This is a genomic window from Enterobacter cloacae complex sp. 385G4, assembly GCF_057320665.1.
Window position 1 is genome coordinate 88,699 of record NZ_JBXWDD010000009.1, and the last position, 20,410, is coordinate 109,108.

Genomic DNA, 20,410 nt, shown 5'->3' on the forward strand with positions numbered 1-20,410 from the left:
GAATAAAAAGAGGAAGCCGCTGAGTGAATAAATTGAGTACACTGCCTCTACTCAATTTGATTTGGACAAGCTGCTAATGAAACTGACTATCGTGCGTCTGGTGACCTTTAGCGACCAGGATCATATCGACCTGGGCAAGATCTGGCCGGAATATTCCCCTTCGTCGCTGCATGTCGACGAGAACCATCGCATTTATGCCGCGCGCTTCAACGAGCGCCTGCTGGCCGCGGTTCGCGTGACCCTGAGCGGCACGGAGGGAGCTCTGGACTCGCTGCGCGTGCGTGACGTAACCCGTCGTCGCGGTGTGGGACAGTATTTAATTGAAGAAGTGATCCGCGAAAACCCGAACGTAAACTCATGGTGGATGGCCGACGTGGGCGTGGAAGACCGCGGCGTGATGGCAGCGTTTATGCAGGCGTTAGGGTTTACGGCGCAGGAGAGCGGGTGGGAGAAGCGTTTGGGATGAATTGTGCGGTGCGGCATGATGCCCTCACCCCGGCCCTCTCCCACGGGGAGAGGGAGAAAACATTAAAAAAGGCAACTTAAGTTGCCTTTTTGCTTTTATTTGGCGTCTGTCGCCGTTCCGTTAGCATGCCAGTCAAACACGCCGAACTCGAAGCCTTTCAGATCGCCCTTCGCGTCCCAGGAGAGCGGCCCCATCACGGTTTCCACCGTGTTGGCTTTCAGCCAGGTGGCAATCTCAGCCGGATCGGCTGACTGATTCAGACCTGCCTGCAGAGACTGCAGCGCTGCGTAGGTGGTCCAGACGAACGCGCCGCTTGGATCCTGCTTCTTCGCCTTGATGGCATCTACGATAGGTTTGTTCGCTGGCACCTGGTCGTAGTTCTTAGGCTTGGTCACCAGCAGACCTTCGGCAGATTCACCCGCGATGTTAGACAGGGAAACGTTCGCCACGCCTTCCGGGCCCATGAACTGGGTTTTCAGACCCGCCGCGCGCGCCTGGCGCAGGATCTGGCCCATTTCCGGGTGGTAGCCGCCGTAGTAAACGAAGTCGATATTCTCTTTCTTCAGACGCGCCACCAGGGTGGAGAAGTCTTTCTCGCCAGCGGTGATCCCATCAAAGAAGACCACGTTGGCATTGCCTTTTTTCAGACCGTCCTGCACCGCACGGGCCAGACCTTCACCATACTGCTGTTTGTCATGAACAATCGCGATACGCTGCGGCTTCACTTTTTCCAGAATGTACTTAGCCGCCGTTGGGCCCTGATCGGAGTCCAGACCGGTGGTACGCAGGGTCAGCTTGTAGCCGCGCGCGGTCAGCTCCGGTGCGGTCGCAGCCGGGGTGATCATCAGAATACCTTCGTCTTCGTAGATGTCAGACGCGGGCTGAGTAGAAGAGGAGCACAGGTGACCGATAACGTATTTGATGCCGTCGTTGACCACTTTGTTCGCCACCGCGACCGCTTGCTTCGGGTCACAGGCATCGTCGTATTTTACGATCTGCAGTTTTTCGCCCTTGATGCCGCCCTTAGCATTAATGTCTGCAACTGCCTGTTCTGCGCCCGTAAATTCCTGGTCGCCGTACTGTGCTACCGGACCGGACATTGCGCCCACCACGGCCACTTTAATATCTGCCTGCGCCATGGTGCTGAATGCCAACGCGATACATCCTGCCAGTAACGCTTTACCCTTCATGTTCATCCTGAGATTCCCCATTATTATGGTTATTACGATTGTTGTGATGTTGTTGTGCAGCGCTTTATTTCAGTTATTGGTGTGCTGTTCGCGCTTTTTCAGCATACTCTGCTAAAACATACCCCATTTTTATGATTTTGGAATAGCTAATTTGAAATGAATATATGATAAGCCCGACAGGATTTACCGCCGGGCTGGTGGCTTTAACGTGTCAGCGACGCGAAGATAATGTCCAGCGCTTTACGGAACTGCGCTTCTGGGATGGTAAGCGGATAAAGGAAGCGGATCACGTTGCCGTAAACGCCGCAGCTCAGGAGCAGCAGCCCTTCGTTCAACGCGCGCTCCTGCACCTGACGGGTAAATTCCGGCGACGGTTGCCCGGATTGCGGATCGTTAAACTCTACCGCGACCATCGAGCCCTGGGCACGGATGTCGGCGATGAACGGGCAGTTTTCCTTCGCTTTGTTGAGCACTTCTACCAGATGATGGCCGAGATGCGCCGAGCGCGTGCAGAGATCTTCCTCATCAATCACGTCCAGCACCGCGTGGGCCGCGGCAATCGCCAGCGGGTTACCTGCGTAGGTACCGCCCAGTCCGCCAGGTGCAGGCGCGTCCATCACCTCGGCGCGGCCCGATACTGCTGAGAGCGGCATCCCGCCCGCGAGGCTTTTTGCCATGGTGATCAGGTCCGGCTTCACGCAGTGGTGTTCCATCGAGAACAGCTTGCCGGTGCGGGCGAAGCCGCTTTGCACCTCGTCGGCAATCAGCAAAATCCCGTGGGTATCGCACAGGGCGCGCAGCGCCTGCATAAAATCAGCGGGCGCAATGTTGAACCCGCCCTCCCCCTGAACCGGTTCGAGAATAATGGCCGCCACCTGATCTGGGGCGATATCGGCCTTAAAGATGCGCTCCAGGCTTTTTAATGCTTCCGCCGTGCTGATGCCGTGCAGATCATCAGGGAATTGAGCGTGGTATACCGAACCGGGGAACGGGCCGAAACCCAGCTTGTACGGCGCGACCTTACCGGTCAGCGCCATGGTCATAAAGGTGCGCCCGTGGAACGCGCCGCCGAAGGTGATAAGGCCGGGGCGTCTGGTATACGCGCGGGCAATTTTGACCGCGTTTTCGACCGCTTCAGCACCCGTCGAGAAGAAGGCGGTTTTGGCCGGGCCGTCAATCGGCACGCGCTGGTTGATGCGCTCGGCAAGCGCCACATAGCCCTCATACGGCACAATCTGGTAGGCCGTGTGGGTAAAAGCGTGGAGTTGTTTTTCGATAGCGGAGATAACTTTGGGATGGCGATGGCCAGTATTCAGCACCGCGATCCCGGCGGCGAAGTCGATGTACTCATTGCCTTCCACGTCCCACACCGTGGCGTTTTCGGCTTTATCAGCATAGAAGTGACACATCACGCCGATGCCGCGCGGCGTCGCCTGTAAACGCCGGTCATTCAGTTCGTTATTTTTCACCCTGACCCCCTGAGAAAATCGCCTGCTTAGCGCATCAGTAAGTGTTTGCCAGGGGGGAGAAATTCGCCAGAGCGGGCGCTAAAAAAACAAAACCCCCGAATTTGCATTCGAGGGCTCTCGGTGTACTTCGCGGTGATTACGCTTCGATAGCGGCGCGAAGTTTTTTCATGGCATTCTTTTCAAGCTGACGGACACGTTCAGCAGAAACGCCGTAGCGGTCGGCCAGCTCCTGCAGCGTGGACTTGTTGTCTTCGTCCAGCCAGCGGGCGCGGATAATGTCCTGGCTACGCTCGTCGAGGCCTTCCATCGCATGGGTCAGCTTGTTCGCGGCCTGATCTTCCCAGTTGTCCTCTTCAATGCCGTCGGCAAAGTTAGAGGTTTTATCCTGCAGATACAGAACCGGTGCCATCGGCTGGCTGTCAGATGCGTCGTCGTCGGAGGACATATCAAAGGTCATGTCCTGCGCGGCCATACGGGATTCCATCTCACGGACGTCTTTGCTGGATACACCCAGCTCGCGCGCCACCATTTCCACTTCATCCTGATTGAACCAGCCCAAACGCTGCTTGGTTTTACGCAGGTTGAAGAACAGCTTACGTTGCGCTTTTGTCGTGGCGACTTTCACGATACGCCAGTTGCGCAGCACGTATTCATGAATTTCTGCTTTGATCCAGTGTACGGCGAAGGAGACCAGTCGCACGCCCACTTCCGGGTTAAAGCGACGTACAGCCTTCATCAGGCCGATGTTACCTTCCTGAATCAAGTCCGCCTGCGGCAGGCCATAGCCCGCATAGTTACGAGCAATGTGAACAACAAAGCGCAGGTGAGACAGGATCAGCTTTTTCGCTGCTTCCAGATCGCCCTGGTAATGCAGCTTTTCAGCAAGCTCCTTTTCTTCCTCGGCCGTTAACATCGGCCAGGTGTTCGCAGCCCGGATGTAAGATTCCAGGTTACCAACAGGGGCTAAAGCTAAAGTTTGCATTTCTTTGGTCATTCATTCCTCTCAATGTTTCTTCTGGTCCAGGCTGTCCCCGTCAGGCAACAACCATGCCAAAGCGTTTGAGCAACGAGATTAGCATTCACTCTTTTATCAGACAGTGATTTTATCCACAAGTTCCAGGTGCAACAGTGAATAAATTACGCACAAAATGTGACATGGAGATGATAACAGGGGAAGAGACAACAGGGACGCTTTCCCTGCAGAGCGAACATCTCGGTGCAGGGAAAGATTATATCACGCTTTTATTAGTCGGGAGTAAAGTGGCGTAAATGTTGAACCGTTGCCAGCCATGCGGCAATCCAGCCGATCATGGAGCACACCAGCAGCAACAGAAGGCATTCATCGAAGCCTAAGCCACTGATATCAAACTTAGTTCCGAAAACCTGCGCCACTTCTGTGACGGCAGACGAAAGCCGCATCACCAAAATTTCTGACAATATCAGTGAAAGAAATGCGCCGGAGAAACCGAGCAGTGCGCCACCGTAGAGGAACGGACGCAGGATGAAACCATCCGTTGCGCCAATCAGTTTTTGCACGTTGATGGTATCGCGACGCGCAAAGATGCTCAGACGCACGCTGTTACCGATGACGAGGAACACCGCCGCCACCATCAGCACGCCGATCATCGCCGACACGCGCCCCACCAGCCCGGTCAGCGCCGCAAGACGGGCAAACCAGCTGTCGTCCATGCGCACTTCATCAATCCCGTTGATGCGTGTGATCCGGTCGCGCAGGGTATTCAGCGAATCGGTACCCTGGAAATCCAGCTTCGGGATCACCACCGCCACGGCGGGCAGCGGGTTCTCTTCCAGCATGTCCAGCGCGCCGCCAAAGCCTGACCAGTTACGGAACTCGCCCAACGCTTCTTCACGGGAGAGATAATTCACCTTCTCCACGCCCTGCTCGGCCTGGATTTGCCCGACCACCTGCGCCGCCGCGTTATCGTCGAGCGCTTTATCCAGATAAACGGTGATCTGCGGTGACGGGTAATACTGCGACGCCGCCTGGTTGACGTTCTTATAGACCATGTAGCAGACGCTTGGCAGCGTCAGGGAGATGGCGATCACCATCACCGTCAGGAACGTCGCCAGCGGTTTGCTTTTCAGGTCCTGCAGCGCGCCGTGGAAGGCGTAGCGCACCTGTTCGTTAAACACGTTGGTCTTGCGGGAGGCCGGTTTCGGCGCCGCTTTCTGGCGCTTAGGCGCATTACGATTGCCGTCACCGCCGCCCTGCGGCTTACGGAAACGGTCGAACCGGTTCCCGAACTGCCGAATCTGGTTCATTGCATCACGCTTGTTCACCGTGGCCTCCGTGCAAATGCCCGTCGCTCAGGGTCAGCATGCGGTACGAACGACGGGAAATCAGCCCCATGTCGTGCGTCGCCATCAGTACCGTTACCCCTACGCGGTTGAATTCCTCAAACAGACGCAAAATCCCTTCGGACAGGGCATCGTCCAGGTTACCGGTCGGTTCATCCGCCAGCAGTACGGCAGGCTTGTTCACCACCGCGCGGGCGATGCCCACGCGCTGCTGTTCACCGCCGGAAAGCTGGATCGGGAAGTTCTTCGCTTTGTCCAGCAGCCCGACCTTGTCCAGCGCCGCAGAGACGCGACGGCGGATATCGTCATAGCTGGCGCCGGCAATAATCAGCGGGATCGCCACGTTATCGAAAACGGTGCGATCCATCAGCAGGTGGTGATCCTGGAAAATCATGCCGATCTGACGACGCAGAAACGGCACTTCACGGTTTTTCAGACGGCTAATTTCGTGGCCGCTGAACCAGATTTTCCCGGCGCTTGGCCGTTCGATCCCACAGATAAGCTTGAGCAGGGTACTTTTCCCCGCGCCGGAATGGCCGGTCAGGAATGCCATCTCGCCTGGCTGCAGGTGGAACGTCACCCCCTGCAGCGCTTGTCTCCCACCGAGATAGGCCTTGCTGACGTGTTCAAAGCGAATCATTGTTAGTCCTCTCGGGCAAATAATGCCTCAATAAAGTCGTCCGCCTTAAACGGACGCAAATCCTCAATACGCTCGCCCACACCGATGTAGCGGATAGGAATGCCGAACTGGTCGGCCACGGAGAAGATCACCCCGCCTTTCGCGGTGCCGTCCAGTTTGGTCAGCGTGATCCCCGTCAGCCCTACCGCTTCATGGAACAGCTTCGCCTGGCTAATGGCGTTCTGCCCGGTGCTGGCGTCGATAGTCAGCATAATTTCATGCGGTGCATCTTCGTCCAGCTTCTTCATGACGCGAACGATTTTCTTCAGCTCTTCCATCAGGTGCGATTTGTTTTGCAAACGCCCTGCGGTGTCGGCAATCAGCACGTCCACGTTGCGCGACTTCGCCGCCTGGATGGCGTCGAAAATCACGGATGCGGAATCTGCGCCGGTGTGCTGGGCAATCACCGGAATGTTGTTGCGCTGGCCCCACACCTGGAGCTGCTCAACCGCTGCCGCACGGAAGGTATCGCCCGCCGCCAGCATCACCGATTTGCCCTGCTGCTCAAACTGGCGCGCCAGCTTGCCGATGGTGGTGGTTTTACCCACGCCGTTAACGCCAACCATCAGAATAACAAATGGCGTTTTGCCTTCAATATTAAGCGGTTCGTCAACTTTTGCGAGAATTTCACCCATCTCGTCTTTCAGCAGGCCGTACAGCGCCTCGGCGTCGCGCAGCTGTTTGCGGCTCGCCCCTTCGGTCAGGTTGGCGATGATCTTACGGGTAGTTTCCACGCCCACGTCCGCAATCAGCAGCTGCTCTTCCAGCTCTTCAAACAGATCGTCGTCGATCTTCTTGCCGCGGAAAAGACTGATAAATCCGGAACCTAAGTTTTCTTTGGTTTTGAGCAGGCTGCGCTTCAGGCGCGCGAAGAAACCTTCTTTGGTCGGTTTTTCCTGCTCCTGAACGATCTCTTCTTCGGCCTGCTCTTCCACCGGCACGACGATTACCGCTTCTTCAGCCGCTTCCGCCGCCAGCGCCTGAGCTTCCAGCTCTTCGTCGGTCAGCTCTGGCTCAAGTGCCGCCTCTTCTTCCACCGCCTCAACGATTTCAACGGTTTCCGCTTCAGCCTGCCACTCTTCGGCAGAAACCTCTTCAGCTTTAACCTCTTCGGGCAGCGGCAGCGCTTCGTGTTCGATAGCGGCCTGCGGCGCTTCGGTAAGGGTTTCTACGATAACCGGCTCTGGCTTCTCGCTCTCCTGAACCTGCTCAGTGACCTCAACCACCTCTTCAGCAAAGGATTCAATCTCTTCTTTGCTGTGCGCTGGTTCTTCCGCTTCGACAACCGCAGCGGTTTCGACAGGCGTTTCAGGCTGTGACTGCTCTTCTACAACCTGTTGCTCTTCGGTTTTCTGTTCTGTTTCTTGCTCTTTTTCACCGAAACCCAACCAGGAAAAGAAGCCACGTTTTTTTTGTTTTGCCATCTGCGACTACACTCCTCGCGGCGCTATATACAGGGAAGCTAAAAAAATGATGAAATAGTCTAACACTTTACTTAATTGACATCACCGCCCGCAATCGCAGGGCTATGGTTAACAGAGCTTTCCAGAGATGAAGAAACCCACCCGCGCCCCGGCCGGTCAAATTCGCATTATCGGCGGTCAGTGGCGAGGCCGGAAATTACCGGTGCCGGACAGCCCCGGTTTACGCCCTACAACCGACCGCGTTCGCGAGACGCTGTTTAACTGGCTTGCCCCATCAATGGTAGACGCCCACTGCCTGGACTGCTTCGCCGGAAGCGGTGCCTTAGGGCTGGAGGCGCTGTCGCGCTACGCCGCCAGCGCCACGCTGCTGGAGATGGAGCGCGGCGTTGCGCAGACGCTGCAGCAAAATCTGGCGACGCTGAAGGCGACGAACGCGAAAGTGGTCAACACCAATACGCTGAGCTTCCTCGCGCAGCAGGGTACGCCGCATAACGTGGTCTTTGTCGACCCGCCGTTCCGCAAGGGGTTGCTGGAAGAGACGTTATCCCTGCTGGAGCACAATGGCTGGCTGGCGGATGACGCGCTGATTTATGTAGAAAGCGAAGTGGAAAACGGCCTGCCACCCGTTCCCGTTCACTGGGATCTGCACCGCGAAAAGGTCGCAGGCCAGGTGGCTTATCGTTTGTATCACCGTCAGGCACAAGGAGGATCCGATGCCGGTACTGATTAACCTGGGACGCTTGCTGATGCTGGGCGTCTGGGCATTTTTGATTTTGAATCTGGTGCACCCGTTCCCGCGCCCGTTGAACATCTTTGTTAACGTGGCGCTGATTTTCACCTCGTTCATGCACGCCCTGCAGATGGTGATGCTGAAAAACGGCCTGCCGAAAGATGGCCCGCCGATGACCGGCTGGCAGCAGCTGCGGGTGTTTATTTTCGGCGTGTTTGAACTGCTGGTGTGGATGAAGAAGTTTAAGGCGCAGGTGAAGAAGTAAGGTGCGGTGTGATGCCCTCACCCTAACCCTCTCCCACGGGAGAGGGGACCGATCGCGCATTATTCAGCCCTAAAACCTACAAAACGCGACCCTTTATAGCTCAGCGTGCCTTTCTCTCCCACCGTCAGCTGATGGTATTGCTGCGCCTCCAGGCGGAAGGTCATCTCCAGACCGCCGGTTTCCGGCTTAAAGCTGGCTTCATAGCGCATGCCGGTGCCCGCAGGCGTCACCTGCTGCTGGCGAGAGCGGCGGTCGTTAAGCGGTTTCTCGCGTTTGTTCGCCACCACTACGCGCTTTTGCATCAGCGGCGCGGCGTCGTTGTCCGCCTTTTCGCGGCGCTGCTGCACGAAGCGAAACGAGGCGGCAATGACGATGATCGCCACCACGATGATGAAAAATAGCGGCATCTTGCTCATTGAAAAATCCCATCAGATTATGCGGAATTCAGGATACCTCGCCTGCCCCGGCATTGCCAAACGCCCGCTCGCGTCACTACACTGGATCAGAAACTGATTATTCAGCCTCAACAGTTACAGGGAGTTAATATGCTTTGGTCATTTATCGCTGTCTGTTTTTCCGCATGGCTTTATGTCGATGCGTCCTATCGCGGTCCAGCCTGGCAGCGCTGGTTGTTTAAACCCGTCACGCTGCTGTTGCTTCTGCTGCTCGCCTGGCAGGCTCCGATGTTTAACGCCATCAGCTATCTGGTGCTCGCCGGGCTGTGTGCCTCCCTGATTGGTGATGCCTTAACCCTGCTGCCGCGTCAGCGCCTGCTGTATGCCGTGGGGGCATTTTTCCTCTCCCATCTGCTGTATACCATCTACTTTGCCAGCCAGATGACGCTCTCCTTCTTCTGGCCGCTGCCGCTGGTGCTGCTGGTGATTGGCGCGCTGCTGATTGCGGTGATCTGGTCGCGTCTGGAAGAGATGCGTCTGCCGGTATGCACGTTTATCGCCATGACGCTGGTGATGGTGTGGCTGGCCGGTGAACTGTGGTTCTTCCGTCCGACATCTCAGGCGATGTCCGCGTTCTTCGGCGCGGCGCTGCTGTTAATCGGCAATATCGTCTGGCTGGGCAGCCACTATCGCCGCCGCTTCCGCGCGGATAACGCGATTTCGTCCGCCTGCTACTTTGCCGGGCACTTCCTGATCGTGCGTTCATTGTATATCTAAATAACGCTTGACTCTGGAGTCGACTCCAGAGTGTATGCTGCGGTTAATGAGAAAATTATCATTACCGGAGACTGCCATGTCGACTCCAGAAATTCCAAAAAAAGTCCCACAATTCTCGGCGCTTAAGCTCAGCCCGGTTCCGCCGAAAGACGACTGCTGCTGCGAGGGCGCGTGCGAAACGCAGGTCGACGCGCTGCCTGAAGGCGGCAACCGCTACAGCTGGGTCATCAACGGCATGGACTGCGCGGCCTGCGCCCGCAAAGTGGAAAACGCGGTGAGGCAGGTACCGGGCGTGAACCACGTTCAGGTCCTGTTCGCCACCGAAAAGCTGCTGGTCAGCGCCGAAAAAGACGTCAGCAAGCAGGTTGAAGCCGCCGTCAGCAAGGCGGGCTATACCCTGCGCAGCGAAACGGCACCTGCCGAAAAAACCTCTCCCCTGAAAGAAAACCTGCCGCTTATTACCCTCATCATCATGATGGCCCTGAGCTGGGGGCTGGAACAGGTTAACCACCCGTTCGGTAATCTGGCGTTTATTGCCACTACCCTGGTCGGCCTGTTCCCGATTGCCCGTCAGGCACTGCGCCTGATGAGAAGCGGCAGCTGGTTTGCCATTGAAACGTTGATGAGCGTGGCGGCCATTGGCGCGCTGTTCATTGGCGCGACGGCGGAAGCGGCGATGGTGCTGCTGCTGTTCCTGATCGGCGAACGCCTTGAAGGCTGGGCAGCGAGCCGGGCGCGCAAAGGGGTGAGCGCGCTGATGGCGCTGAAGCCAGAAACCGCCACGCGGGTTAACGAAGGCAAACGTGAAACGGTCGCCATCAACACGCTGCGCCCGGGCGACGTGATTGAAGTCGCCGCGGGTGGGCGTCTGCCTGCCGATGGGGCTCTCGTTACCGCCACCGCGAGCTTTGACGAAAGCGCCCTGACCGGGGAATCCATTCCGGTGGAGCGTGCGGCAGGAGAAAAAGTCCCTGCCGGTGCCACCAGCGTCGACCGCCTGGTGCAGCTCAAAGTCCTGTCCGAGCCGGGCGACAGCGCCATCGACCGTATCCTGAAGCTGATTGAAGAGGCCGAGGAGCGCCGCGCGCCGGTCGAACGCTTTATTGACCGCTTCAGCCGGATTTACACACCCGCCATCATGCTGGTGGCGCTGCTAGTCACCGTCGTTCCACCGCTGTTCTTCGGCGCGCCGTGGGAGGGCTGGATTTATAAAGGGCTGACCCTGCTGCTGATCGGCTGCCCGTGCGCGCTGGTGATCTCTACGCCCGCGGCGATTACCTCGGGGCTGGCGGCGGCGGCACGTCGCGGGGCGCTGATTAAGGGCGGCGCGGCGCTGGAACAGCTGAGCCAGGTTCAGCACATCGCCTTCGATAAAACCGGCACGCTGACGGTTGGCAAGCCGCAGGTTACCGGCATCTATCCGCAGGGCATCAGTGAAGACGAACTGCTGATAATAGCCGCCGCCGTTGAGCAGGGCTCCACTCACCCGCTGGCGCAGGCGATAGTGCGTGAAGCGCAGAGACGCGGGCTGGCTGTCCCTTCGGCAACCGCCCAACGGGCGCTGGTCGGGTCAGGGATTGAGGCCGTCGTCGACGGCAAAAAAGTGCTGATTGTTGCGGCGGGCGCGTTCTCTCATCCACAGGTTGAGGCGTTAGAGCAGGCCGGGCAGACGGTCGTTGCCGTGATGCAGGACGGCGTGTCGAAGGGCATGCTGGCACTACGCGACACTCTGCGCGATGACGCCAAAGACGCCGTGGCGGCGCTGCATCAGTTGGGCGTACAGGGCGTGATCCTCACCGGCGATAACCCGCGCGCGGCGGCCGCGATTGCAGGCGAGCTTGGGCTGGCGTTTAAGGCCGGATTACTGCCTGCGGACAAGGTCAGCGCGGTAACCGAACTGAACAGCCGCGCGCCGCTGGCGATGGTCGGTGACGGAATTAACGATGCCCCGGCGATGAAGGCCGCCACCCTCGGTATTGCGATGGGCAGCGGCACCGACGTAGCGCTGGAGACGGCGGATGCGGCGCTGACGCATAACCGTCTGACCGGGCTGGCGCAGATGATAGATCTTGCGCGGGCGACGCGCGCCAATATTCGCCAGAACATCGGCATTGCGCTGGGGCTGAAGGGGATATTTCTCGTCACCACGCTGCTCGGCATGACCGGACTGTGGCTGGCGGTGCTGGCGGACACCGGGGCGACGGTGCTGGTCACGGCGAACGCATTGAGATTATTACGGCGGAAATAAAAACGCCCGGTAGCGGCTGCGCCTTACCGGGCCGATAACAACTCTGAACCGTAGGCCGGGTAAGGCGCAGCCGCCACCCGGCAAAAAACGGCGTTACTGCATCCCTAACATCCTCGGCAGCCACAATGATATCGCCGGGATATACGTCACCATTCCCAGCACTACCAGCAGGATGCCGTAAAATGGCAGCATCGCCCGCACCACGGTTTCAATCTTCTGCTTACTCACCGCGCTCGCCACAAACAGCACCGATCCGACCGGCGGGGTGATCAGCCCGATCCCCAGGTTAACCATCATGATCATCCCGAAGTGCACCGGGTCGATCCCCAGCGCGTTGGTCACCGGCAGCAGCACCGGCGTCAGGATCAGGATGATCGGCGCCATGTCCATCAGCGTGCCGATCAGCAGCAGCATGATGTTGAGATACATCAGGATCACGTACTTATTATCAGAGAGCGACGTGAAGAACTCGGTGATGCGCATCGGCAGCTGCATGTAAGTCATCACCGCGCCAAACGCCGCGGCAAAGCCGATTAAAATCATCACGATGGTGACGGTTTTCACCGTGCGGCACATCAGCTTCGGCAGTTCGCTCCATTTGTAGTCGCGGTAGATAAACATGGTGACGAAAAACGCCCACAGGCAGGCCACGGCGGCAGATTCGGTGGCGGTAAAAATCCCGGACAAGATCCCGCCGAGGATAATCACCACCGTCATCAGCCCCCACAGGGCATCGAGCATGATTTTCAGCGCCTGTCTGAACGGGATTTTATCCCCCTTCGGGTAGCCGCGTTTGCGGGCGAAGCACAGGCAGAGCACCATCAGGCTCACGCCCAGCAGCAGGCCCGGCAAAACGCCCGCGATAAACAGCGTGGCGATGGAGACCGTTCCCCCCGCCGCCAGGGAATAAATCACCGAGTTGTGGCTGGGCGGGATCAGAATCGCCTGCACCGACCCGCTCGCCGTGACCGCCGCCGCGTATTCGCGCGGATAGCCCTTCTTCTCCATCTCCGGGATCATCACGCTGCCGATGGACGCTGTATCCGCCACCGACGAGCCAGAAATCGCGCCGAAGAACGTCGAGGCGACGATGTTCACCAGCGACAGCCCGCCGCGGATAAAGCCGACAAACACATAGGCGAAGTTAACCAGCCGTCGGGCAATGCCCCCTTCCGCCATAATCGCTCCGGCAAGGATGAAGAACGGGATCGCCAGCAGGGTAAATTTGTTCACCCCACTGGTGATCTGGATCATCAGCGCCTCCAGCGGTAAATCAATCCACAGCGCACCTGCCACGGCGCTCAGCCCCACGGCGAAGGCCACCGGCATCCCCAGCGCCAGCAAAATGGCGAGGGTGAATAACAAAACAAAAGCATCCATTGTTCACCCCTTAACTGTGATTGCCGATCAGCACGACCGGACGGTTTTCCTGCGCGCCAAACAGCAGGCGTTCAAGCACGAACAGAATCAAAATCGCCGACCCGATCGGCAGCGGCAGGTAGCTTTCGCCGGAAGTCAGGATCGGGAACTCCGCCACCGGCTGCTCCCACAGCTCGACGCACAGCCAGTAGCTGTACCAGCACATCAGACCGGAAATCAGCAGCATCAGCAGATCAACCACACGTACACACAGCTTTTGCAGCGACGCGGGCAGACGGTCGGTGAGCATATTGACCGCAATGTGCGACCCGGCGCGGTAGCTCACCGCCGCGCCGATGAAGGTGAACGTCACCATGCAGATAATGGCGACGGGCTCCGGCCAGGATTCGCCGCGGTTGAGCACGTAGCGTGAAAAGATGCCGATGGGGATGACAATCGTCATCACCAGCAGCGAGACACCCGCCACCGCCATGGCGAGCAGGTACAGACGGTCCATCCACTTCAGGTAGAGTTCGGACATACGTGCTCCGTATTACTGGACGTCAGCGATGGCTTTCATCAGATCCTGATGCTTGTCGCCATACTGGGCGCGCACCGGCTCTGTGGCCTTGATGAATACCGTCTTATCGATATCGTGGAACTGCACGCCGCCCGCCTTCATTTTCGCCAGCGCCTGGTCGTTATACGCATTCCACAGCTTGCGCTGTTCGAACTGCGCTTCACGGGCCAGGGTCAGGATTTTTTGCTGTTCATCAGCGCTCAGCTTGTCCCATTTCACTTTTGAATAGAGCAGCATTTCCGGAGTGATAAAGTGGCCGCTGAGGGTGTAGTTTTTAGCAACTGGCATGTAGTTGTGGGCGATAAAGGTGGGCGGGTTATTCTCCGCGCCGTCGATCACGCCGGTCTGCATGCCGCTGTATACCTCGCTTACGCCCATCGCCACCGAGTTCGCCCCCATGTCCTTCAGCGTGGCGAGTGCCACCGGGCTGCCCTGCACGCGGATTTTCTTCCCTTTCAGATCTTCAGGTTTGACGATCGGCTCTTTGGTGATCAGGTTGCGGGTGCCGGAATCCATCCAGCCGAGGAACACCAGGCGGGATTTCGGGTTCGCGGTCAGCTTGTCGCCGATCTGCTTGCCGATATCCCCGTCGATCACTTTATGCATATGATCCTCATCGCGGAAAACGTACGGCAGGGTGAAGACTTCGATATCCGGCAGGATGGCGGCAACCGGCGCCATGGAGACGCGGATCATGTCAATCGCCCCCATCTGCGCCTGCTCAATCATCTGCTTTTCATCCCCCAGCACGCCGCCGGGGAAGACCTTAATCTCCAGCTTGCCGTCGGTTTGTTGTTTGAGTTTTTCACCCATGTGCTGTACCGCGACCACGTTCGGGTAGCCTTCAGGATGCACATCGGCGGCTTTGATGGTTTGGGCAGAAACGGTGCAGGCAAAAGCAGACAGGCACAGCGCGGCCAGTAACGGCTTGAGGGTCGTATTCATTGAGTCAGCTCCAGGGTAGCGATGTCAGCGTTAAAACAGTGTTTTATTTTTTTACGCTTAGAAAATAGACTAGCCCGGGAGAAGCGTAGGTGAAGCGCCTCACAAAAGCGCGAATTTATGAAACGATGGTTTAAATTTGTGAGGGCGGTAATGCCGGGTAACGATGCGGCCATACCCGGCGGGGCATGACCGCGCGTCAATCAGGAAAAATAGCTCATGACCAGGCCTAAAAACAGCACCAGACCGACATAGTTATTGTTCATAAACGCTTTAAAGCAGGCTTCACGTTCGCGTTTTGCAATCAGCTTCTGCTGGTAGGCAAACAGCAGCCCTGCTACCAGTATCGACCAGTAAAATTCCCAGTTCAGTCCGTTCAGGCGCGCAATCGCGACCATCAGCGCCAGTACCGCAACCTGCAGAATGCCAATGATAAGTTTGTCCTGGCGTCCAAAGAGAATGGCGGTGGATTTAATGCCAATTTTCAGGTCATCGTCGCGGTCAACCATCGCATATTGCGTGTCATACGCTACGGCCCAGAGGATGTTCGCCAGGAACATCAGCCAGCAGCTAAGCGGTAAGGACTCACTAACTGCCGCAAACGCCATCGGAATCGACCAGCCAAACGCCGCCCCCAGCACCACCTGAGGCAGATGGGTGTAGCGCTTCATAAAGGGATAAACCCAGGCCAGAGCAAGCGCCGCGACGGACAGCAGAATCGTCATGGTGTTCAGGGTTAATACCAGCAGGAAAGAGAGCAGCACCAAAACGATGAACAGTACGCGCGCTTCTTTCCCGGTCACCTGGCCGCTGGGTAGCGGGCGGTTGGCAGTGCGCTTTACGTGGCCGTCGAATTTACGATCGGCATAGTCATTCACCACGCAGCCCGCCGCGCGCATCAGCCAGACGCCGGCAACGAATACGCCCAGGATCCACAGCGGCGGCATGCCCGGCGTGGCCACCCACAGCGCCCATAAGGTCGGCCACAGCAGCAGCAACGCGCCAATGGGTTTATCGGTACGCATTAAGCGGTGATACGCCAACAGCTTATTCTGCGTCAGGGTCCACTCCATTTTTTCTTCCTCTTAGTACAACGGTGATGCCGGTAAAAATAGCTCCGTCAGGATTAACGGCTTACCGCTCAGGCGAAGGCGGGAACGGCGCCCCCACAGTTCGGCATCACGCCCAATTTCAATGAAATCCCTGGTCAGCTCAGATGAGGTGAAAAGATAACGTCCCAGCGGCGTTTTCCCCAGCCGCTGCAGCGCCAGCTCAGGCCCGGATAGGGTAGATTCGGGCACCACCGTCCGCCCGGCAAGCCAGGGTTCGCCATCGGCACAGAGTAAAATTTCACGCAGCCAGTAGCGCTCCTCTTGCGGCAACAGCGGCAGCTCGCTGGCGATCTCATCGCCGGAGACAAACCCTTCCTGTATCAGGGTTACCGTGACCGTTTTACCCTGTTGCTCAAAACGTTTTGTCATGGAATCTTCCAGCAGCAACCATTCCAGCTGCTGCGGATCAAGCGCAGGTATTTGGTCGAAATAGCGCAGCGCACGCAGTTGCGTTAGCGCGGGGTGTGACATGCCAGACTCTCCGATACATAACGTAATGGCATTGTATCGCAGAAACGGGCAATGAGGGGGGGCCAAACGTTATTTAACGATCACTATCGCAACATGGGCGCAACAGCCTGGCGAATACGAAAAAAAGTGCGCCCACTCAGGCGCACTAAACTACTAACAAATCAGCACTGTGGGGAACAGTTACCCCTTGCCTTTTACACTGCTGATAAAGGTGGAACGGGCAGTGGTTGAACCTAAACGTTCGGCTTCATCAAGCAGTTTCAGCGCTTTATCGACATCGCCGCGCTTCACCGCCTGCTTAATGGCGTTGTTGAAGTACTCTTCGGTGTCGTTCAGTACGGGCTCGGCTTTCTTCGCCGGGGCTGGCGCTGCTGCGGCGACCGGTGCGGCTGCCGTGGCAGCAGCAGGTGCGGCATAGACTGGTGCTGCGGTGTTTCCTACCGTCACAGGTCCCGGGCCGGATGAGCCGAACAGAGGGCCGACGAGTACGCTTGAAGCACTGTTGGTAGAGACTTTCAGTTTGACCAGGCCATCCGTGGTATGACGGGCAAGCGGATCAGGGATATCAGGAACAGAGTTGCCGGTACCTTTTGCGTAGGCTTTCGCCGGGTCAACCAGCTTGGTTGTCTGCTGCAAATCTTTTTCTGTCGTGAATACCAGGACGTAAATCTTCTGCTGTCCCAGCGCTGGCGTCAGGCGCATCACGCCTTCCAGTCGGTCAGCGCTCATTACACCCGGTTCCTGATAGCTAAAATAGTCGCTCGGGAAGTAGGCTGATGGCGTCATGTTTTGATCGAGGATCAGCACGTTAGGCGCGAATACGCTGGTTTGCTTGTTCACTTCGCTGGTCAGCGTCAGGGTCAGTTCGCCAATATTGGCGGGCACGCTAAAAGCCGCAACCGGACCGCTGATACCAGGCACGTTCAGGGATTGACCACCGGCAGAAAGCTGAGTGGTTTGTACTTTTGATTGATCAACTGGCGTCCACACCAGTTGCTGGAGTGCCGCCGCCGGAATCGCTGGCGCAGCACTGGTATTTTGCGGAACGAAATTGACGTCTGCAAAGGTGACGGCCGGAGCACAGGCCAGCAGCCCCGCAGAGAGGCACAGCGCGACGAGACTTTTCTTCATTTTCATTGTTATTACCTCTGATAGCGTGAGCACTGCGGTGGCCAGGCAATAGCGCGCAGCACCCTAAGGAGAGAGGGGCTTGCGCCCCTCTTTTTAGGTCATTACGTCAGGTCTTGCGAATTACCACCAGATTTCCATCTGGGCACCGAAGGTCCACTCATCGTTGTCGCCGCGGCTGAAGGTCTTCGCAGAGGTGTCACTGTAAGCCACGCCAGAGGTGTAGCCAGTGTCGCCGTTATTTGCGTAGCCCCATTTTTCATCCCACTTCGCGTAGGTTGCGAAGACACGGATAGCCGGACGAGACCAGATGCTGTCGCCAGCCTGCCACTGTTGCGCCAGGGTGATTTTGTATTGGCTGTTTTTCTCGTCAGTTTTCTGAGATTTGACGTTGTCGTAGCCGACTTCCAGTAAGGTACTCATGATCGGCGTCCATTTGAACATTGGACGAACGCCCACGGTCCACCACTCGGTACCGTTGTTGTTGTCACGATCGATGTTCTGGTACATACCGACATACATCAGGTCCCAACGGTCTGCCAGGGTGATTGCACCGTGGTCCAGCACGCGCCACATAGAACCGTCGTTATCAATGCTACCGCCCTGCGGAATACCTTTGCCGTTAGAGGTCATGGAGTCCGTACCGTACTGCAGTACAAACTTGTTGAAGCCTTTCAACATGCTCTGGGTATGTTCAGCAGTGAACAGCCAGCCATCTTTAGAGGCGCCAGGCTGCAGGTAGTAGTCATCAGGAATGTTGGTGTGACCGTAATCAACACCCAGCTCCAGCGTACCGCCTGGGTTGGTTTCCAGACCCGCTAAACGGACATCGAAGACATCGTTTGGCACGACGTTGTCGTAAATACGGTCGCCGTTCGCATCACGATCGGCGAAGGTTGCAGAACCGCCGGATTCAGAAGAACGGGTTGCAGCCAGAGACAGTTTGCCGAAGCCCAGATCGATGTTTTCGATACCCGCACCAGGACCAGAGATATCCCAGTAGTAGAAGTCGATCATGTGGACGTCATGACGTTGATAGAAGCGCTTACCGGCCCAGATGGTGGAGCCTGGCAGCCATTCAATCAGGTTTTTACCCTGCACGTTAGCTTCACGGAAGGCCGGGCTGGTGGATTCCCAGTCGTTCTGCTGAGAAACGGAATACGCTACGTTAGTGTCGAAATAGAAGCTCTTATCGCCTTCTTTCCACACTTCCTGGCCAAGTTTCAGCTCGGCATAGGTTTCACATTCGTTACCGAGACGGTATTTACTTTGTGCACCTGTTGCCTGGAAACATTGTTGTTCACCGCCACTCCCGGTCCAGCCAATGCCGGAACGAGCATAACCTTTAAAGTCCACGGCGCCTGCCTGGGCAGACAGGATGCCTGCCGCAACGGCGATTGCCAGAGGGACTTGTTTGCGCAGAGTAATCATCATTCTATCTCCTGAGATCATTGCTTTTCTTTGAACACTTCACCTGTCGGTTTCGTGTCTTCTTTTGGGATTGCTTAAACGCCTGGCTCTTTGTGCAGCCGACGACATGCGGTGCCATCCTCACGGAACAGATGGCAACGCTCTGGCGGCAAGCCGATAGCGAATGTGGCACCCTCTTCTACCAACACCACGTCATTCTGGCGGTAGACCAGGTTCTGACGGATGGCGGGGATCTGGATATGAATCTGTGTTTCGTGACCAAGCTGTTCGACGACCTGAACTTCACCTTCCAGCGTCACATCCGCAATGTGGCTTGGCAGTAGATGCTCAGGACGGATACCGAGGGACATATTTGCCCCAACCTGTACGTTGGCGCTGTCGACCGGCAGCCAGACCTGCTGGCGGTTTGGCAGCTCCACCTGTACCTGTTCAATGGCTGTCGCCGTCACTTTGACGGGCAGGAAGTTCATCTTTGGCGAGCCAATGAAGCCCGCAACAAAGCGGTCTGCCGGGTAGTGATACAGCTTCAGCGGTTTGCCCACCTGCGCCACGCGACCGGCGTCCAGCACCACGATTTTGTCGGCGAGGGTCATCGCTTCGACCTGATCGTGGGTGACGTAAATCATCGTGCGGCCAAGGCGCTTATGCAGACGGGAGATTTCAATACGCATCTGGACGCGCAGGGCGGCATCCAGGTTAGAGAGAGGTTCATCAAGCAGGAACACGCGCGGCTCGGCCACCAGCGTACGGCCAATCGCCACACGCTGACGCTGACCGCCGGAAAGCGCTTTCGGTTTACGCTCCAGCAGGTGCGCCAGCTGCAACACTTCAGCCACCTGCGTGACGCGCTGGTTAATGACCTCTTTTTTCGCCCCGGCCAGCTTCAGGCCAAAGGACATGTTCTCGGCAACGGAAAGATGGGGATAAAGCGCATAAGACTGGAACACCATGCCTACGCCGCGTTCGGCTGGCGGGACGTCATTCATTCGGGTATCACCGATCAACAGGTCGCCGCTGGTGATAGTTTCAAGACCGGCAATCATACGCAGCAGAGTTGATTTACCACAGCCTGATGGGCCGACAAACACCACAAACTCGCCTTCAGTGATGTCCAGATTGATGTCTTTCGACACCACTACGTCGCCCCAGGCTTTCGTTACATTACGCAGCTGTACGCTCGCCATGCCCTTCTCCCTTCGTTACAACCTGTCACCGACAGAAACATTCAAGATAAGTTCACTATGGGGTATCCATTACTTTCGTGAATCCTCCACCCCCCGCCTTTTTTATGGGGGAGGAGGCGGGAGGATGAGAGAACAGGCTCTGCGACCGCAGCCGGGGGGCTGAGGCGAAATTCGTGAAGCCGCCTGCAAAATTCGGTGGGTTTTTATGTGCGCCAGCACTCATAACTTAAATTTATGCAAC

The 20,410-nt window shown here is 57.1% G+C and carries 20 protein-coding genes; 5 read left to right on the top strand and 15 right to left on the bottom strand.

Annotated features, from left to right (window positions below):
• The first annotated feature begins 76 nt into the window (after positions 1–76).
• Positions 77–466 carry an aspartate 1-decarboxylase autocleavage activator PanM gene (gene panM, locus AC2FAJ_RS19540; protein WP_028015145.1) on the top strand — a complete coding sequence of 130 codons (390 nt, stop codon included), beginning with the start codon at positions 77–79 and terminating at the stop codon, positions 464–466.
• A gap of 95 nt (positions 467–561) precedes the next feature.
• On the opposite strand, the gene livJ is transcribed toward panM, so the two are convergent.
• From livJ to ftsY, 6 genes are all read right to left on the bottom strand, one after another.
• Entirely contained in the window at positions 562–1,662 is a 1,101-nt protein-coding gene (gene livJ, locus AC2FAJ_RS19545; protein ID WP_072201786.1) for a branched chain amino acid ABC transporter substrate-binding protein LivJ, read from the bottom strand.
• 197 nt (positions 1,663–1,859) lie between these two features.
• The gene (locus AC2FAJ_RS19550; RefSeq protein WP_045631386.1) at positions 1,860–3,125 is read right to left on the bottom strand and encodes a 4-aminobutyrate--2-oxoglutarate transaminase; all 1,266 of its coding nucleotides are present in this window, start codon (positions 3,123–3,125) and stop codon (positions 1,860–1,862) included.
• Between the two features lie 136 nt (positions 3,126–3,261).
• On the bottom strand, positions 3,262–4,119 hold the full coding sequence (gene rpoH / locus AC2FAJ_RS19555) for an RNA polymerase sigma factor RpoH (RefSeq protein WP_028015143.1): 858 nt from the start codon (positions 4,117–4,119) through the stop codon (positions 3,262–3,264).
• A gap of 251 nt (positions 4,120–4,370) precedes the next feature.
• The gene (ftsX, locus tag AC2FAJ_RS19560; RefSeq protein WP_028015142.1) at positions 4,371–5,426 is read right to left on the bottom strand and encodes a permease-like cell division protein FtsX; all 1,056 of its coding nucleotides are present in this window, start codon (positions 5,424–5,426) and stop codon (positions 4,371–4,373) included.
• Positions 5,413–6,084: a cell division ATP-binding protein FtsE gene (gene ftsE / locus AC2FAJ_RS19565; protein WP_003861525.1), complete on the bottom strand. Its 672-nt coding sequence runs from the start codon at positions 6,082–6,084 to the stop codon at positions 5,413–5,415. Before ftsE ends, ftsX begins: the two co-directional genes overlap by 14 nt.
• Before the next feature lie 2 nt (positions 6,085–6,086).
• Complete coding sequence (gene ftsY / locus AC2FAJ_RS19570; RefSeq protein ID WP_045631387.1) at positions 6,087–7,547, bottom strand: signal recognition particle-docking protein FtsY; 1,461 nt, start codon at positions 7,545–7,547, stop codon at positions 6,087–6,089.
• Between the two features lie 127 nt (positions 7,548–7,674).
• Between ftsY and rsmD the strand changes: the two genes are divergently transcribed.
• Together rsmD and AC2FAJ_RS19580 are read left to right on the top strand one after the other, a co-directional pair.
• Positions 7,675–8,277 carry a 16S rRNA (guanine(966)-N(2))-methyltransferase gene (gene rsmD / locus AC2FAJ_RS19575; RefSeq protein WP_028015140.1) on the top strand — a complete coding sequence of 201 codons (603 nt, stop codon included), beginning with the start codon at positions 7,675–7,677 and terminating at the stop codon, positions 8,275–8,277.
• Positions 8,261–8,542, top strand: coding sequence for a DUF1145 family protein (locus AC2FAJ_RS19580; protein WP_014882110.1), 282 nt, complete (start codon positions 8,261–8,263; stop codon positions 8,540–8,542). Before rsmD ends, AC2FAJ_RS19580 begins: the two co-directional genes overlap by 17 nt.
• Positions 8,543–8,601: 59 nt before the next feature.
• On the opposite strand, the gene AC2FAJ_RS19585 is transcribed toward AC2FAJ_RS19580, so the two are convergent.
• Positions 8,602–8,958 (bottom strand): DUF2500 domain-containing protein, encoded by a 357-nt coding sequence (locus AC2FAJ_RS19585; protein WP_028015139.1) that lies wholly within the window; start codon positions 8,956–8,958, stop codon positions 8,602–8,604.
• 129 nt (positions 8,959–9,087) lie between these two features.
• Between AC2FAJ_RS19585 and AC2FAJ_RS19590 the strand changes: the two genes are divergently transcribed.
• The gene (locus tag AC2FAJ_RS19590; RefSeq protein WP_028015138.1) at positions 9,088–9,714 is read left to right on the top strand and encodes a lysoplasmalogenase; all 627 of its coding nucleotides are present in this window, start codon (positions 9,088–9,090) and stop codon (positions 9,712–9,714) included.
• Positions 9,715–9,790: 76 nt separating this feature from the next.
• Positions 9,791–11,962 (top strand): Zn(II)/Cd(II)/Pb(II) translocating P-type ATPase ZntA, encoded by a 2,172-nt coding sequence (gene zntA / locus AC2FAJ_RS19595; RefSeq protein WP_485454429.1) that lies wholly within the window; start codon positions 9,791–9,793, stop codon positions 11,960–11,962.
• 93 nt (positions 11,963–12,055) lie between these two features.
• On the opposite strand, the gene AC2FAJ_RS19600 is transcribed toward zntA, so the two are convergent.
• The 8 genes from AC2FAJ_RS19600 to malK form a co-directional block, all read right to left on the bottom strand.
• Positions 12,056–13,342 carry a TRAP transporter large permease gene (locus AC2FAJ_RS19600; protein ID WP_045260960.1) on the bottom strand — a complete coding sequence of 429 codons (1,287 nt, stop codon included), beginning with the start codon at positions 13,340–13,342 and terminating at the stop codon, positions 12,056–12,058.
• 10 nt (positions 13,343–13,352) lie between these two features.
• Positions 13,353–13,862 (bottom strand): TRAP transporter small permease, encoded by a 510-nt coding sequence (locus AC2FAJ_RS19605; RefSeq protein ID WP_045260961.1) that lies wholly within the window; start codon positions 13,860–13,862, stop codon positions 13,353–13,355.
• Between the two features lie 12 nt (positions 13,863–13,874).
• Positions 13,875–14,846 (bottom strand): TRAP transporter substrate-binding protein, encoded by a 972-nt coding sequence (locus tag AC2FAJ_RS19610; RefSeq protein ID WP_028015134.1) that lies wholly within the window; start codon positions 14,844–14,846, stop codon positions 13,875–13,877.
• A gap of 200 nt (positions 14,847–15,046) precedes the next feature.
• Positions 15,047–15,916, bottom strand: a complete 870-nt coding sequence (gene ubiA, locus AC2FAJ_RS19615) for a 4-hydroxybenzoate octaprenyltransferase (RefSeq protein ID WP_028015133.1) — start codon at positions 15,914–15,916, stop codon at positions 15,047–15,049.
• Positions 15,917–15,928: 12 nt separating this feature from the next.
• Entirely contained in the window at positions 15,929–16,426 is a 498-nt protein-coding gene (gene ubiC / locus AC2FAJ_RS19620) for a chorismate lyase (RefSeq protein WP_485454430.1), read from the bottom strand.
• Between the two features lie 180 nt (positions 16,427–16,606).
• Complete coding sequence (malM, locus tag AC2FAJ_RS19625; protein ID WP_041911566.1) at positions 16,607–17,563, bottom strand: maltose operon protein MalM; 957 nt, start codon at positions 17,561–17,563, stop codon at positions 16,607–16,609.
• A 114-nt stretch (positions 17,564–17,677) separates the two neighbouring features.
• Entirely contained in the window at positions 17,678–18,988 is a 1,311-nt protein-coding gene (locus AC2FAJ_RS19630) for a maltoporin (protein WP_041911567.1), read from the bottom strand.
• A 71-nt stretch (positions 18,989–19,059) separates the two neighbouring features.
• A complete protein-coding gene (malK, locus tag AC2FAJ_RS19635) occupies positions 19,060–20,169 on the bottom strand; it encodes a maltose/maltodextrin ABC transporter ATP-binding protein MalK (protein ID WP_041911568.1) in 1,110 nt (369 codons plus the stop codon).
• Positions 20,170–20,410: the final 241 nt, after the last annotated feature.